We start from the raw sequence: 15138 nt of genomic DNA, 5'->3' as shown, positions 1-15138 counted from the left end.
CGCGCGAGTAATGGACACCTGATGTCCCAAACTCGACCGAAGGGGGTCGGGTGCGCCGAGTAATGGACACCTGATGTCCCAAACTCGGCCGATTGGGGCTGTCCGCGCCCAGTTTTGGACACCTGATGTCCCAAACTCGACCGCAGGGGGTCGCCTGCCCCGAGGAATGGACACCTGATGTCCCAAACCTGGCCGAAGGGGGCCGTCCGCGCCCAGTTTTGGACACCTGATGTCCCAAACTCGACCGCAGGGGGTCGCCTGCCCCGAGGAATGGACGCCTGATGTCCCAAACTCGACCGCAGGGGGCCGGGTGCGCCCAGTTTTGGACACCTGATGTCCCAAACTCGACCGAAGGGGGCCGCGGTCAGCGGGTCAGAGCAGACCCTTGCCGCTGAGGAAGCCGTACGGGTCGACCGCGCCGCCGCCACCGGGGTGGATCTCCAGGTGGAGGTGCGGGCCCGTGGACTGACCGGTGTTGCCGACGGTGCCGACGGACTGGCCGGAGATGACGGACTGGCCGGTGACGACCGAGATGCTGTTCATGTGGCCGTAGTAGGAGACGGTGCCGTCCTCGTACGTGATCTCGACCTTGTTGCCGTAGCCGCCCTGGATGCCGGCGAAGGTGACCGTGCCCTTGCTCATGGCCAGCAGGGGCGTGCCGATGCTGGCGCCGAAGTCCATGCCCGCGTGCAGTCGGCCCCAGCGGTAGCCGAAGCCGGAGGTGATCGGGGCCTTGACCGGCAGGGTCCAGGCCTTGGCGAGGGCGCGCTGACGCGCGGCCTCCTTCTGCGCCTTCTCCTGGGCCGCTTTCTCGCGGGCGCGCTCGGCGGCGGCCTTCTTCGCGATGGCCCGGCGCTCCTTCGCGCGGGCGGCACGCTCGGCCTCGGCCTCGCGGATCTGCGCGACCGACTCGGCCGATGCAGCGGCAGCGCGACGTGCGTTGAGGTCGACGGTGTCGCGACGGGCGTCGGCCTGTTCGGTCTCCGCGACGGCGACGGCGTCACCGAGCGAGGGGGACGCGCTGAGGGTGGCGGCGAAGGCGTTGGGGGAGAGCGGCTGAGCCGAGGACTGGGCGACGGAGGCGCCAGCCGCGGACACGACGAGCGCGGCGGCGGCGAGGCCGGGGAGCGCGTTGCCGGTGCGGAGCGTGCGCGACACGGCGGTCGCCGGCACCCGGACGAAGGCGGACCCGCGGCGGGCCGGGCGGGGCGCGGCACGGCGCGGAACGTAGGGCTCGCTGGCGTCGCGACGGATCACCGCAGGCGCGAGGGCCTTGTGGCCCGTGCCTGCTCCGGGCTTGGCGCCGTGGCGCCCGCTGTACTTGCTCACGACGTCCTCGTGGGGGTGGGGATCACGCCGGTGGGGGACGTGCACTGTGCGGCGAAGCCTACCGTGATCATTCCGTTACCCACAATCGCCGCCTCCGCCCGGGCGCACCGGGCATGACGGATCGTGTCGGAGCGGCACATGTCAGCGGCGTCGCGTATCGAGGGGCGTGACTCCGGAGGCGACCGTGTGCCCCTCGGCGTCGAGCATGGCCAGGGAGGTCGAGATGCCGGAGACGACGGCGGGCAGGATCGGCAGCGACAGGTGCCCGACGCCGCTGAGGTCGACGTTCGTGACGTTGAGATCGTCGTGCCGCAGTTGGGCGTACTGCGCGGGGATGATCGCCTCGTCGAGGTCCGACCAGTAGGAGATGAAGCGCGTCGCGCAGGACGGCACGGGCTGGGCCAACTCGCGCAGCAGCGGCGAGCCGGGTCGCATCTGCCGGCCGATCGACGTCGGGAGCAGGTGCGCCGCATAGGTGCCGTTGTGCGGGGTTCCGAGGGTGACGACGGTGTGGACTCGCTCGTCGCCGCCGAGCCGGGTCACGTAGTAGCGGGCGATGAGGCCGCCGAGGCTGTGGCCGACGATGTGGATGCGCTCGTAGCCGGTCTCGGCGCAGACCCGCTCGACCTCGTGCGCGAGCCGGGCGGCGGCCACCCGGACGTCGGCGGTGAAGATCGAGTAGTTCATGACGTGCAGCTGCCCGAAGCCTCGGCGGCGTAGCCCACGGCGCAGCAGGGTGAAGATCGAGTGGTTGTCGATCATCCCGTGCAGCAGCAGGATCGGCGTGCCCGCAGCCTCGACGTCGGCGATGAGCAGGCCGCGCTGCGACGGGGTGAGGTCCTCGACGCGGTAGCCGCGATGTCCGGTGGCGCGTTCGCCCGCGAGGAGCCCGAAGGGGTAGGTCACGGCGTGCGCGGTCAGCCACAGCGTCTCGGTCGCGGTGCCCAGCAGGCCGGCCGGGGTCGCGGTTGCCGCGGCGCGCTCGCGCAGGACGCTGCCGACGTCGCGCAGGACGTGGCTGACACCTCGGGCTGCGCCACGCAGACTCCGGGAGGTGCTGCCCGCCGCCTGGCCCACGTCGTGGTCCCAGCGCGTGGTGGGGGCGGCGGTCGTCACGCTGGCGAACCTAGCCCATGTCGTCGCGAGATTGAAGGGTCAACGAGACCGTCAACCAGTCAATTCTTGACGAAGGCGGCCGCGCCGCCGGATTGTCGCCAAGGACAGGTCAGAAAATCTCCAGCCCACCGCCCAGGTTGGTCAAATCCATTGCCGCGCGGGGTATCCCGCCGCGAGCGTGCCTCCGACGCCGAGTCCCGGGCCATACCCAGCCCCACGGTCCCGGCGCCGCAGTCGGCCCCGGGAACCGCCCGGGGCTCGCACGTGAGGAGAAGTACGTGAATCGACTGTCCACGGGTGCCGCCTTCGGTCTCGCCGTCGTCGCCACGGCTGTCGCCGGTTCGTCCGTCGCCACCGCCACCCCGTCCACCGTCCGGGCCGCCGCCGCTCAGCCCGGGGATCCGAGCCCCGCGCTGCGGGCCGCCGCCTCCGGTGCGGACGCCACCGCCGACCGGCTCGGCCTGTCCGCCGACGAGGGCCTCGTGGCCCGCAGCGTCGTGACCGACGCCGACGGGACGACGCACACGCGCTACGACCGCACCTTCCGCGGCCTGCGCGTCGTCGGTGGCGACCTCGTCGTGGAGGCGAGCCCGTCCGGCAGCGTGCGCCAGGTCCGCACGAACGCGAGCGGCAAGGTCGCCGTCTCCTCGATCACGCCGACCCTGGCGAAGGCGACCGCGCTCGCGACCGGCGAGCGGCAGGCCCGCGCGACCGGCGAGAAGTCAGTCGGTGAGCTCGTCGTGTGGGCCGGCGGGGCGTCGCCGCGCCTGGCCTACGACGTCGTGACGACCGGCGTCCGCGCCAACCAGACCCCGTCGCGCCTGCACACCATCGTGGACGCCCGCTCGGGCAGCGTCCTCGCCTCGTGGGACGAGATCGTCGAGGGCACGGGCTACTCGATCTACACCGGCACCGTCACCCTCAACACGACCGGCAGCAGCGGCGCCTACCGCCTCCGTGACAGCGTCGGGAACTACACGACCGACCTCAACCAGGGCACGACCGGCACGGGCACCGAGTTCACCGACGCCGACAACGTGTGGGGCAACGGCAGCACGACGAGCCGCCAGTCCGCGGCCGTCGACGCGCAATTCGGGGCCGAGCGCACCTTCGCCTACTACTCCACGCAGCAGGGCCGCAACGGCATCTGGGACAACGGCGCCGGCGCGCGCAGCCGCGTCCACTACGGCAACTCCTATGTCAACGCCTTCTGGGATGGCACCCAGATGACCTACGGCGACGGCTCCGGCAACACCAATCCGCTGACCGAACTCGACGTCGCCGCCCACGAGATGAGCCACGGCGTCACGGAGAACACGGCCGGCCTCGTCTACAGCGGCGACGCGGGCGGGCTCAACGAGGCCACGTCGGACATCTTCGGCGCGGGCGTCGAGTGGTACGTCAACTCCTCCGTCGACAAGCCTGACTACCTCATGGGCGAGGAGATCGACATCAACGGCAACGGGACGCCGCTGCGCTACATGGACAAGCCGAGCCGAGACGGCCGCTCGCAGGACTGCTGGACGACCGGGACGAAGAACCTCGACCCGCACTACTCCTCGGGCCCGCTCAACCACTGGTATTACCTCGTCTCCGAGGGCTCCAGCGCCAAGACGATCAACGGTGTCAGCTACAACAGCCCGACGTGCAACTCCTCGACGATGACGGGGATCGGGCACCTCAAGGTCGAGAAGATCTGGTACCGCACGCTGAGCACGAAGCTCACGAGCAGCAGCTCCTATCAGGCCGCCCGCGAGGGCGCGATCGCCTCGGCGAAGGAGCTGTACGGCGCCTCCAGTGCCGAGTGCGCGGCGGTCGAGAAGGGTTTCAACGCCATCGCGGTCCCGGCCGGCAGCCAGACCTGTGGTTCGACGACCCCGGTCCCGGAGCCGACCGGCAACCTCCTGCAGAACCCCGGCTTCGAGTCCGGCGCGACGATCTGGACCGGCTCGGCCGGTCCGATCACCAACAACACGGGCCGCCCGGCCCGCACCGGCTCGTGGAAGTTGTGGCTCGGCGGCAACGGCAGCAGCGCCTCGGAGTCCGAGCAGCAGACGGTGACGGTCCCGTCGACGGCGACCGCCCCGAAGCTGACCTATTGGGTGCGCGTCGACACGGCCGAGAGCCTCACCACGGCCTACGACACCTTCAAGGCCCAGATCGTCGTCAACGGCGTCACGACGACCCTGACGTCCCTGAGCAACCGGGACGCCAACAGCACCTGGGTGCAGAAGTCGTATGACCTGTCCGCGTACAAGGGCAAGTCGGTGACGGTGAAGTTCAGCGCCACCGAGGACAGCTCGCTGCAGACGTCGTTCGTCGTCGACGACACGGCGGTCAGCACGAGCTGACGACGGCCCAGCACGAAGGGGGGTGGCGCGCGATCCGCGCCACCCCCCTTCGTCGTGCATCCGGCTGGTGTTGGCCATGAATGACCCCGGGTTCGGTCAAGACTTCACCAAAATCATTGCGCCACAACGCAATCGGGGAGGACGGTTCACCGACGCCGCCGACCGGGCCCCCCACACGGGGCGCGGCCACGGCGCCGCAGTCGCCCCCGGGAACCGCCCGGGGCTCGCACGTGAGGAGAAGTACGTGAATCGACTGACCCAGGGCGCCGCCTTCGGGCTCGCCACCGCGGCCGCCGTCATCGCCCCGCTCGCCGCCACCGGTGTCGCGAGTGCCCAGCCCGCCGTCACCGCGGCCGCCCAGCCCGGCGACCCGAGCCCCGCGCTGCGGGCCGCCGCCTCCGGTGCGGCCGCGACCGCCGCCCGGCTCGGCCTGTCAGCGGACGAGGGCCTCGTCGCGCGCAGCGTCGTCACGGACGCCGATGGCACGACCCACACGCGCTACGACCGCACCTTCCGCGGCCTGCGGGTCATCGGTGGCGACCTCGTCGTCGAGGCGAGCCCGTCCGGCAGCGTGCGTCAGGTCCGCAAGAACTCCTCCGGTGACGTCGCCGTCTCCTCGATCACCCCGACCCTGGCGAAGGCCGAGGCCACCTCCACCGGTGCCCGCGCGAGCAAGGCGATGGGGGAGCAGTCCCGCGCCGAGCTCGTCGTCTTCGCCGGCGGCACCAGTCCCCGCCTGGCCTACGACGTCGTCACCACCGGCATCCGCGCCAACCAGACGCCGTCGCGCCTGCACACCGTCGTCGACGCCCGCAACGGCAGGATCCTCGACTCGTGGGACGAGATCGTCGAGGGCACCGGCAACTCGATCTACTCCGGCACCGTCACGCTGAACACCACGGGCACGAGCGGCGCATACCGGCTGCGCGACGCCCACGGCAACTACACGACCGACCTCAACCAGGGCACGACCGGCACCGGCACCGAGTTCACCGACGCCGACGACATCTGGGGCAACGGCAGCACCTCCAGCCGCCAGTCCGCCGCCGTCGACGCCCAGTTCGGCGCCGAGAAGACCTTCGACTACTACCTGACCCAGCAGGGCCGCAACGGCATCTGGGACAACGGCGCCGGTGCCCGCAGCCGCGTCCACTACGGCAACTCCTACGTCAACGCCTTCTGGGACGGCACCCAGATGACCTACGGCGACGGCTCCGGCAACGCCAACCCCCTCGTCGAGATCGACGTCGCGGCACACGAGATGAGCCACGGCGTCACCGAGAACACGGCCGGGCTGGCCTACCGCGGCGATGCCGGCGGGCTCAACGAGGCCACCTCCGACATCTTCGGGACGGCCGTGGAATTCCACGCCAACGCCGCGAATGACGCCCCGGACTACCTCATCGGCGAGGAGATCGACATCAACGGCGACGGGACGCCGCTGCGCTACATGGACAAGCCGAGCAAGGACGGGCGCTCGCAGGACTGCTGGAGCAGCAGCACCAGCCGCCTCGACCCGCACTACTCGTCCGGTCCGCTCAACCACTGGTTCTTCCTCGCCTCCGAGGGTTCGGGTGCGAAGTCGATCAACGGCGTCAACTACAACAGCCCGACCTGCAACGGCTCCAGCGTCACCGGTATCGGCCACACCAAGGCGGAGAAGATCTGGTACCGCACGCTCAGCACGAAGCTGACGAGCCGCAGCGACTACAAGGCCGCCCGCCAGGGGGCCATCGCCTCGGCCAAGGAGCTCTACGGCGCCGGCAGCGTCGAGTGCCAGGCCGTCGCAGCCGCCTTCAGCGCGATCGCGGTCCCCGCGGGGACGCAGACCTGCTGACGTCGGCGGGTGGCCGCCGCCGGTGAGCGGAGGCCGGAGCGAAGGGGATGGTGCGGGGAGACCCGCTCCATCCCCTTCGTGCTGTGTGGTCCCGTGCTGGCCGTGATGCTGGCCCCGTGTTGCTGGTCACAGACGGCTGTTCACCCCGGCGCCCCCGCAGCGCCGGGGCCCGGTGCGGGTCTAGTCTCGGACCCGACCATCTTCTACACGAGTGAGGACGGACTTAGTCTCGTGGATCTCTTCGAGTACCAAGCACGCGATGTGTTCGAGAAGCACGGTGTCCCGGTTCTGGCCGGCGCCGTCGCGACGACCCCGGAGGAGGCCCGCGCAGCCGCCGAGACGATCGGCGCCAAGAGCGGCGGCGTCACCGTGGTCAAGGCCCAGGTGAAGACCGGCGGGCGCGGCAAGGCTGGCGGTGTCAAGGTCGCCAAGACGGCCGACGAGGCACAGCAGCACGCCGAGGCCATTCTCGGCATGGACATCAAGGGTCACACCGTCAACACGGTGATGATCGCCCAAGGCGCACGGATCGCCGAGGAGTACTACTTCTCCATCCTGCTCGACCGCGCGAACCGCTCCTACCTTGCGATGTGCAGCAAGGAAGGCGGCATGGACATCGAGCAGCTCGCTGTCGAGCGTCCCGAGGCCCTCGCCAAGATCGAGGTCAACCCCAACGTCGGCATCGACGACGCCAAGGCCAAGGAGATCGTCGACGCCGCGGGCTTCGACGAGGCGGACAAGGCGGCCATCGCCGACGTCCTCAAGAAGCTGTGGGTCGTCTACCGCGACGAGGACGCCACGCTCGTGGAGGTCAACCCGCTCGTCAAGGACGAGGACGGCAAGATCCTCGCGCTCGACGGCAAGGTGACCCTGGACGGCAACGCCGAGTTCCGTCACCCGGAGCACGCTGCGCTCGAGGACAAGGCCGCGGCCGACCCGCTCGAGGCTGCTGCCAAGGAGAAGGGCCTCAACTACGTCAAGCTCGACGGCTCCGTCGGCATCATCGGCAACGGCGCGGGCCTGGTCATGTCGACCCTCGACGTCGTCGCCTACGCCGGCGAGGAGTTCCCGGGCCAGCCGAAGCCGGCCAACTTCCTCGACATCGGTGGCGGCGCCTCGGCCGAGGTCATGGCCAACGGCCTGCACATCATCCTCGGTGACGAGCAGGTCAAGTCGGTCTTCGTCAACGTCTTCGGTGGCATCACCGCCTGTGACGCGGTCGCCAACGGCATCGTCGGCGCGCTGAACGCCCTGGGCACGGAGGCCACCAAGCCGCTCGTCGTCCGTCTCGACGGCAACAACGTCGAGGAGGGTCGCCGCATCCTCGCGGAGGCCAACCACCCGCTCGTGACCATCGAAGAGACCATGGACGGCGCTGCCCGCAAGGCCGCCGAACTGGCATCCAAGTGAGGAACTGAGACACGCAATGGCAATTTTTCTGGATGACAACTCCAAGGTCATCGTCCAGGGCATGACCGGTTCCGAGGGCATGAAGCACACGCAGCGCATGCTCACCTCGGGCACCACCATCGTCGGTGGGGTCAACCCCAAGAAGGCCGGCACGAAGGTCGAGTTCGAGGGCGGAGTCTCCGTCCCCGTCTTCGGCAGCGTGGCCGACGCCATCGCCGAGACGGGCGCGAACGTGTCCGTCATCTTCGTCCCGCCGGCCTTCGCCAAGAGCGCGGTCGTCGAGGCGATCGACGCGGCGATCCCGCTCGCGGTGATCATCACCGAGGGCATCGCGGTCAAGGACTCCGCCGAGTTCTATGCCTACTCCGTCGAGAAGGGCACGACGCGCCTCATCGGCCCCAACTGCCCCGGCCTGATCAGCCCCGGCAAGTCGAACGCGGGCATCATCCCGGCCAACATCGCGGGCCCGGGCCGCATCGGCCTCGTCTCGAAGTCGGGCACCCTGACCTACCAGATGATGTACGAGCTGCGGGACTTCGGCTTCTCGTCCGCGGTCGGCATCGGTGGCGACCCGGTCATCGGCACGACGCACATCGACGCGCTCGAGGCCTTCCAGGCCGACCCCGAGACCGACGCCATCGTCATGATCGGTGAGATCGGTGGCGACGCCGAGGAGCGCGCCGCGGCCTACATCAAGGAGCACGTGACGAAGCCGGTCGTCGGCTACGTCGCCGGCTTCACCGCTCCCGAGGGCAAGACCATGGGCCACGCCGGCGCCATCGTCTCCGGCTCCTCGGGCACCGCGGCCGCCAAGCAGGAGGCCCTCGAGGCCGCCGGCGTCAAGGTCGGCAAGACGCCGTCCGCGACCGCCGACCTGATGCGCGAAATCATGAAGGGCCTCCAGAAGTAAGTCGGAGCGCTCGAGAAGGAGGCCCTCACCCGCTCGCGGGTGGGGGCCTTCGTCATCCCCCTTCCCGAGTTTGGGACATCAGGTGTCCATTCCTGGGCGGCTGGGGCCTTCTTCGGCCGGGTTTGGGACATCAGGTGTCCATTCCTGGGCGGCTGGGGCCTTCTTCGGCCGAGTTTGGGACATCAGGTGTCCATTCCTGGGCGGCTAGGGCCTTCTTTGGCCGAGTTTGGGACATCAGGTGTCCATTCCTGGGCGGCTAGGGCCTTCTTTGGCCGGGTTTGGGACATCAGGTGTCCATTCCTGGGCGGGCTCGGGTGTGACGTGGACCAACGGGCGAAGGGGAATGGCCGGCGCGGCGGTAGAGTTCCCCTCTGTACGAGATCAGCTTGCGTGCTCCGGGGTCGGTGTAATTCCGAACCGGCGGTGACAGTCCGCGAACCCGAGGATCCTCCCGACATCCGTCGAGAGTCCGAGGGCCGAACCGGTGGAATTCCGGTGCCGACGGTGAAAGTCCGGATGGAAGGCAGCGCGCGGCGGATCGACGCACTCGGGTGACCCCTGCGGTCGGTCGTGGGTGGCGGTCCGTCGATCTCCGGTGTGCCCGCCGAGGGCTGCATCGGAGCACCCCGGAGGACGCCCCACGAGAGGCGGACCGGGTGCCCACAGCCCCCAGCAGCGAGACCGCGGCGATGCGCCGCGCCGTCGAGCTGGCCGCGCGCGCCCTCGGCCGGACGAGCCCCAACCCCGTCGTCGGCTGCGTCATCCTCGACGCCGCGGGCGAGATCGCGGGGGAGGGCTGGCACGAGTTCGCCGGCGGTCCGCACGCCGAGGTCGTCGCCCTCGCCGCGGCGGGGGAGCGCGCTGCGGGCGGCACCGCCGTCGTCACCCTCGAACCCTGCAACCACACCGGCCGCACCGGCCCGTGCAGCGAGGCCCTCCTCGCCGCGGGGATCGTCCGCGTGGTCGTCGCCGTCCCCGACCCGACGGACGAGGCCTCGGGCGGCGTCGCGCGGCTACGGGCGGCGGGCCTCGACGTCACCGTCGGCGTCCTCGCCGACGAGGCTGAGCGGGTCAACGAGGCCTGGCTGACGGCCATCCGCCGCCACCGCCCGCACCTCACGTGGAAGGTCGCGACGACCCTCGACGGTCGCGTCGCCGCCGCGGATGGCACGAGTCGCTGGATCACGTCGGAGCAGGCCCGCGGGCAGGTCCACGCCCTGCGCGCCGAGCGGGACGCCGTGCTCGTCGGCGGCGGGACGCTGGCCGCCGACGGCCCGCACCTCGCCGTCCGCGACGAAGGGGGCAGGCCGGCCCCTCGTGAGACGCAGCCGCTGCGGGTCGTCCTCGATTCCCGCGCGACCCTTGGCGCGAGCGCGCGCGTCCTCGACGACGCGGCGCCGACCCTCGTCGTCGTCGCGGACGACGCCGACCCCGCAGCCGTCGAGGCGCTCCGGGGTGTCGCCACCAGCCGCGGTCACGAGGTGCTCGTCCTGCCGCGGGTCGGTCGTGACGGTGGCCTCGACCTGGACGCCCTCCTGGCTGCCATGCACACCAAGGGCATCCGTTCCGTGCTCCTCGAGGGCGGACCGACGCTCGCGGCCGCCTTCGTCCGGGCCGGTCTCGTGGACCGGGTCATCGCCTACATCGCGCCCGCGCTGCTCGGCGAGGGCGCGGCGGGGCTGGCCCCCTTCGGCGTCACGACGATCGACCGGGCCCGGCGGCTCGTCATCGACGACGTCGCCCGCGTCGGCCCCGACGTGCGCCTCGACGCCCACTTCCTGCCCCAGCCCAGCACCACCACAGCCACCACCCTTCGCCACCCGGCGGAGCGAGAAGGAGAGAACTGACGTGTTCACCGGAATCGTCGCCGAGCTCGGCGAGGTCGTGTCCATCGACGACCTCGGCGACTCCGTCCGCCTCACCGTCTCGGCGCCCGTGACGACCGCGGACGCCCACCATGGCGACTCGATCGCCGTCAACGGCGTCTGCCTCACCGTCGTCGACGACGAGATCCGCGATGGCCGCTTCACCGCCGACGTCATGGCGGAGACGCTGCGCGCCACGAGCCTCGGGGCGCTGACGCCGGGCGACCGCGTCAACCTCGAGCGCCCGCTCCTCTTCGGCGGCCGACTCGACGGACACCTCGTCCAGGGGCACGTCGACGCGGCGACCAGCATCACCGACCGGATCCCCGGCGAGCGCTGGGAGATCGTGCGCTTCGCCCTGCCGGCGGACGTCGCCCGCTACGTCGTCGCCAAGGGATCGATCACCGTCGACGGCGTGAGCCTGACGGTCGTCGAGGTCGGGGACGACTGGTTCACCGTCAGCCTCATTCCGACGACGCTGGCCGCAACCACGTTGGGGCACAAGGGGATCGGCGACCCCGTCAACCTCGAGGTCGACGTCATCGCCAAGTACGTCGAGCGCCTCGACCAGGCCGCCGCGGCCGAGCACAACAACGGAGGACCCGCATGAGCACCGACGAGACCCCGATCGTCCTCGACCGCATCGAGGACGCCATCGCCGACATCGCGGCGGGCCGCCCCGTCGTCGTCGTCGACGACGAGAACCGTGAGAACGAGGGCGACCTCATCTTCGCCGCCGACGCGGCGACGAGCGCCATCATGGGTCTGACGGTCCGGCACGGCTCCGGAGTCATCTGCGTCGCCATGACCGGCGACGACCTCGACCGCCTCGGCCTGCCGCCGATGACCGCGATCAACCAGGACAGCAAGGGGACCGCCTACGCCGTCTCCGTCGACGCCCGCGACGGCGTCAGCACCGGCATCTCCGCGGCCGACCGCGCGCGAACGGCCCGTCTCCTCGCCGACCCGGCCACCCGGATCGACGACCTCGCCCGCCCCGGTCACGTCTTCCCGCTGCGCGCCCGCGAGGGTGGCGTGCTCATGCGCCCCGGCCACACCGAGGCCGCCGTCGACCTCGCCCGCCTCGCCGGGCGCGCCCCGGCCGGGGTCATCTGCGAGCTCGTCAACGACGACGGCTCGATGATGCGCCTGCCGGAGCTGGCGACCTTCGCTCGTGAGCAGGGCCTGCGCCTGATCGCCATCGAGGACCTCATCGCCCACCGCGCCCGCACCGAGTCGCACGTCGAGCGGGTCGTCACGACGCGACTGTCGACCCGACACGGACAGTTCACGGCGCACGGCTACCGGCCGAGCATCGAGGGGCTCTTCGAGGACCAGATCGCGCTCGTCCACGGCGATCTCGACCGCGCCGTCGCCGCGGGGGCGCCCGTGCTCGTGCGGGTGCACAGCGAGTGCCTCACCGGCGACGTCTTCGGCTCGCGCCGCTGCGACTGCGGCCCCCAGCTCGAGGCGAGCCTGCACGACGTCGTCGAGGCCGGCACCGGCATCGTGCTCTACCTGCGCGGCCACGAAGGTCGCGGCATCGGCCTCGTCGACAAGCTGCGCGCCTACGCGCTCCAGGACGAAGGGGCCGACACCGTCGACGCCAACCGTCGCCTGGGTCTGCCCGACGACGCCCGCGACTACGCCGCGGCCGCGCACATCCTGCGCGACCTCGGCGTGCACCGGGTGCGCCTGCTGACCAACAACCCGGCGAAGGCGGCCGCCCTCACCGCCCACGGCATCGACGTCACCGAGCAGGTGCCGCTCGTCGTCGGGGTGAGCGACGACAACATCAGTTACCTGCGCACGAAGGGCGTGCGCATGGGCCACCACCTACCGTGGCTCGAGGTCGAGAGTCCCGCCGGGTCGGCGGGGCGGACGGGAGAGAACGCATGAGTGGCCACGGAGCACCGAGCCTGGCGGTCCGGGCGGAGGGCCTGCGGGTGGCGATCGTCGCCTCGCAGTGGCACACCGTCGTCATGGACGGGCTCATCGACGGGGCACTGGCGGCCCTGCAGGACGCCGGGGTGCGCGACGTACCCGTCGTGCGGGCGCCGGGCAGCTTCGAGCTGCCGATCCTCGCCCGGGGCCTGGCCCAGCGCCACGACGCCGTCGTCGCGCTCGGTGTCGTCATCCGCGGCGGCACCCCGCACTTCGACTACGTCTGCTCGGCGGCGACGGACGGCCTGAGCCGCGTCGCGCTCGACACGGGCACCCCTGTGGGGTTCGGGCTGCTGACCTGTGACACCGAGGAGCAGGCGCTCGACCGCGCCGGCCTGCCCGGATCGTCGGAGGACAAGGGACGCGAGGCAGCGGAGGCCGCCGTCGCGACGGCTGTCCTGCTGCGCGACCTGCACCTGGGCTGACGGGAGCTCTCGACAGCCCCTGTCAGCCCAGGTGGTGACGCGCGCCGATCACTGGCGCTCGTCAACCGCCGCTCAACCGCGCGCCTTGGCGGCCAGCCGCGCGACCTCGTCGAGACCGGCCTGCTGGTCGGTGACGCCGTCGAGCACGATCGTGATGATCGCGTTCGGGGCTCCGGCGGTCGTCACGGCGACGTAGCGGGTGACCGGGTCGCCGTCGTTGTAGGTCGTCGTGGTGGCCCACGTGCCGTCGACGTCACCGGCCTCGGCGGTGGTCTTGCCGTTGGCGAAGGTGCAGCCGTCGGCCACGGTCGACTGGAGCTGCGCGCTGTAGTCGGACGCTGCGGCCGCGGACTCGAAGAGCCGAACGCGCTGGCGGCCGACGAAGGAGCCGGTCGTCGTGTCCTGGATGCCCTGGATGATGACGTTCTCGTCGCCGACATACGTGTCCGAGGCCGCGAAGGGGTCACCGCTCAGGCCGTCGTTGTCGCTGTCGCAGTCGAGCAGGGTCGCGATCAGCGTGTCCTGTCCCTCGTAGTGCAGCTGCGCCCCGGCCGTGGGGTGCCCCTTCGTCAGGGCCTGGGACGACCAGTCCGCGGCGGGCACGAACATCTCGCCGCTCAGGGCGCTCGCCTCCGGCGCGCCGTCGCCCTCGGAGGACGTGCCCAGCACGCGCATGCCGAGGGAGGTCACCTGCTCGCGCGTCCACGGGTCGCCCTCGGGGTCGGCCAGCCAGAGGTAGCCCACCTCGGAACCCGCGACGTTCGTCATCCACCAGCCCGTCCCCGCGTCGGGGGTGGACCAGCGCCACAGCCGCATCGCGGTGTCGGTGCTGATCACCTCGGCCTGGAAGGGGGCGGCGCAGGTGGTCATCCCCTCCGCCAGCGCGGAGGCGGCAGTCGCCGCGGCCGTCGCCGAGGGCGCCACCCAGATGCTCTGCCCGCCGACCTCGGCGTCCGCGGAGCCGGCGTGCACGCTGCGGGCCGTCCCCGGCAGGTCCGGCGGGACGGCGCAGTCGGCGGCCTCGTCGGCGGCCGCGTCGACGAGGGTGAGGGGAGTGGCACCCACGACGGTCGCCCAGTCGGCCTTGGTCAGCACGTGCAGCGAGGTGGGGGTGACCTGACCGGACGACGACGGGGCGGACGACGACGAGGAGGGCGAGGGCGACGACGAGGAGGGCGAGGGCGACGACGACGTGCTGGTCCCCGACGACGCGGGGTCGGTCGAACTGGCCGTGGGGCGTGCCAGCTGGGAGAACCCGATCGCGGCGACGGCGACCGCCGCGGCGGCGATGCCCGAGGTCCAGGCGAGTTGCCGGTTGCGGCGGCGCCGGGCCCCTTCGGCCCGCAGGAAGTGGGGGTCGGTCAGAGGCAGGGCGTCGACGTCGTGGCGCAGACTCGCGAGGGCGGCACGGACGCGCTCGTCGTCGTCGGCGTGCCAGCCGGTGTCGATGTCGTTGTCAGTCACGGGGTGCCTCCCTGGGGGTGAGGGCGAGGGCGAGCTGGGCTCGTCCGCGGTGGAGCCGGGCCTTGACGGTCCCGCTCGGGCTGTTGGTCTGTTGGGCGATCTGGTCGACGGAGAGGTCGGCCAGGTAGTGCAGGGCGAGGGCTTCCCTCAGGTCGGGTTTGAGTTGGCGCAGGGCCTCGACCACGAGGACCCGGTCCTCGGTCGGGGAGCTGCCGTCCGGCAGGGGGCCGTGGCGGACGGCCGCCTTCGTGCGGTTGGTGTCCTTGCGCCACTGCGAGATGGCGAGCCGTCGGGCCACGGTGCGCACCCACGAGAGCGGGTCGTCCGCGTGGGACACGGTGGACCACCGTTGCCACGCTCGCGTGTACGCCTCCTGGGTGCAGTCCCGCGCGAGTTCGAGGTCACCCGTCGTCGCATAGACGAGGTGGATCACGCGAGACGCGGTGTCGCGATAGAAGGCGTCAAAGTCCTGCTCCGACATTGGCCT

12 protein-coding genes and 1 riboswitch are annotated in these 15138 nt (G+C 71.2%); of the genes, 8 read left to right on the top strand and 4 right to left on the bottom strand.

Annotated elements, in window-relative coordinates:
- Nucleotides 1–372 precede the first annotated feature (372 nt).
- Complete coding sequence (locus ACQBAS_RS10320; protein ID WP_427383710.1) at nt 373–1329, bottom strand: M23 family metallopeptidase; 957 nt, start codon at nt 1327–1329, stop codon at nt 373–375.
- A gap of 141 nt (nt 1330–1470) precedes the next feature.
- Nucleotides 1471–2445 carry an esterase/lipase family protein gene (locus tag ACQBAS_RS10315; protein ID WP_427383709.1) on the bottom strand — a complete coding sequence of 325 codons (975 nt, stop codon included), beginning with the start codon at nt 2443–2445 and terminating at the stop codon, nt 1471–1473.
- Between the two features lie 278 nt (nt 2446–2723).
- Between ACQBAS_RS10315 and ACQBAS_RS10310 the strand changes: the two genes are divergently transcribed.
- From ACQBAS_RS10310 to ribH, 8 genes are all read left to right on the top strand, one after another.
- On the top strand, nt 2724–4796 hold the full coding sequence (locus ACQBAS_RS10310) for a M4 family metallopeptidase (protein WP_427383708.1): 2073 nt from the start codon (nt 2724–2726) through the stop codon (nt 4794–4796).
- A gap of 244 nt (nt 4797–5040) precedes the next feature.
- Nucleotides 5041–6633 carry a M4 family metallopeptidase gene (locus ACQBAS_RS10305; protein ID WP_427383707.1) on the top strand — a complete coding sequence of 531 codons (1593 nt, stop codon included), beginning with the start codon at nt 5041–5043 and terminating at the stop codon, nt 6631–6633.
- A gap of 231 nt (nt 6634–6864) precedes the next feature.
- Nucleotides 6865–8043, top strand: coding sequence for an ADP-forming succinate--CoA ligase subunit beta (gene sucC / locus ACQBAS_RS10300; RefSeq protein ID WP_427383706.1), 1179 nt, complete (start codon nt 6865–6867; stop codon nt 8041–8043).
- Between the two features lie 16 nt (nt 8044–8059).
- Nucleotides 8060–8953 (top strand): succinate--CoA ligase subunit alpha, encoded by an 894-nt coding sequence (gene sucD, locus ACQBAS_RS10295; RefSeq protein ID WP_427383705.1) that lies wholly within the window; start codon nt 8060–8062, stop codon nt 8951–8953.
- Between the two features lie 386 nt (nt 8954–9339).
- Nucleotides 9340–9487, top strand: a riboswitch (FMN riboswitch).
- Nucleotides 9488–9609: 122 nt separating this feature from the next.
- On the top strand, nt 9610–10800 hold the full coding sequence (ribD, locus tag ACQBAS_RS10290; protein WP_427383704.1) for a bifunctional diaminohydroxyphosphoribosylaminopyrimidine deaminase/5-amino-6-(5-phosphoribosylamino)uracil reductase RibD: 1191 nt from the start codon (nt 9610–9612) through the stop codon (nt 10798–10800).
- A 1-nt stretch (nt 10801) separates the two neighbouring features.
- Nucleotides 10802–11428, top strand: a complete 627-nt coding sequence (locus tag ACQBAS_RS10285) for a riboflavin synthase (protein ID WP_427383703.1) — start codon at nt 10802–10804, stop codon at nt 11426–11428.
- A complete protein-coding gene (locus ACQBAS_RS10280) occupies nt 11425–12717 on the top strand; it encodes a bifunctional 3,4-dihydroxy-2-butanone-4-phosphate synthase/GTP cyclohydrolase II (RefSeq protein WP_427383702.1) in 1293 nt (430 codons plus the stop codon). The genes ACQBAS_RS10285 and ACQBAS_RS10280 overlap by 4 nt, the downstream gene beginning before the upstream one ends.
- The gene (ribH, locus tag ACQBAS_RS10275; RefSeq protein WP_427383701.1) at nt 12714–13187 is read left to right on the top strand and encodes a 6,7-dimethyl-8-ribityllumazine synthase; all 474 of its coding nucleotides are present in this window, start codon (nt 12714–12716) and stop codon (nt 13185–13187) included. Before ACQBAS_RS10280 ends, ribH begins: the two co-directional genes overlap by 4 nt.
- A gap of 72 nt (nt 13188–13259) precedes the next feature.
- Here ribH and ACQBAS_RS10270 read toward each other — a convergent pair whose 3' ends face one another.
- Complete coding sequence (locus ACQBAS_RS10270; protein ID WP_427383700.1) at nt 13260–14651, bottom strand: hypothetical protein; 1392 nt, start codon at nt 14649–14651, stop codon at nt 13260–13262.
- Nucleotides 14644–15132, bottom strand: a complete 489-nt coding sequence (locus ACQBAS_RS10265; RefSeq protein ID WP_427383699.1) for a SigE family RNA polymerase sigma factor — start codon at nt 15130–15132, stop codon at nt 14644–14646. The genes ACQBAS_RS10270 and ACQBAS_RS10265 overlap by 8 nt, the downstream gene beginning before the upstream one ends.
- Between the last annotated feature and the right edge of the window lie 6 nt (nt 15133–15138).

Origin of the sequence: Janibacter zhaoxuefangae (assembly GCF_050271985.1) — a bacterium.
Classification (GTDB): Bacteria; Actinomycetota; Actinomycetes; order Actinomycetales; family Dermatophilaceae.
Note: the sequence above shows the minus strand (reverse complement) of the source record. Positions and strands in the feature narration are given on the sequence as shown.

Coding starts and splice junctions, on each gene's coding strand:
- ACQBAS_RS10280 (WP_427383702.1), top strand. CDS start 11,425: ATGAGCACCGACGAGACCCCGATCGTCCTCGACCGCATCGAGGACGCC.
- sucD (WP_427383705.1), top strand. CDS start 8,060: ATGGCAATTTTTCTGGATGACAACTCCAAGGTCATCGTCCAGGGCATG.
- ribH (WP_427383701.1), top strand. CDS start 12,714: ATGAGTGGCCACGGAGCACCGAGCCTGGCGGTCCGGGCGGAGGGCCTG.
- ACQBAS_RS10265 (WP_427383699.1), bottom strand. CDS start 15,132: ATGTCGGAGCAGGACTTTGACGCCTTCTATCGCGACACCGCGTCTCGC.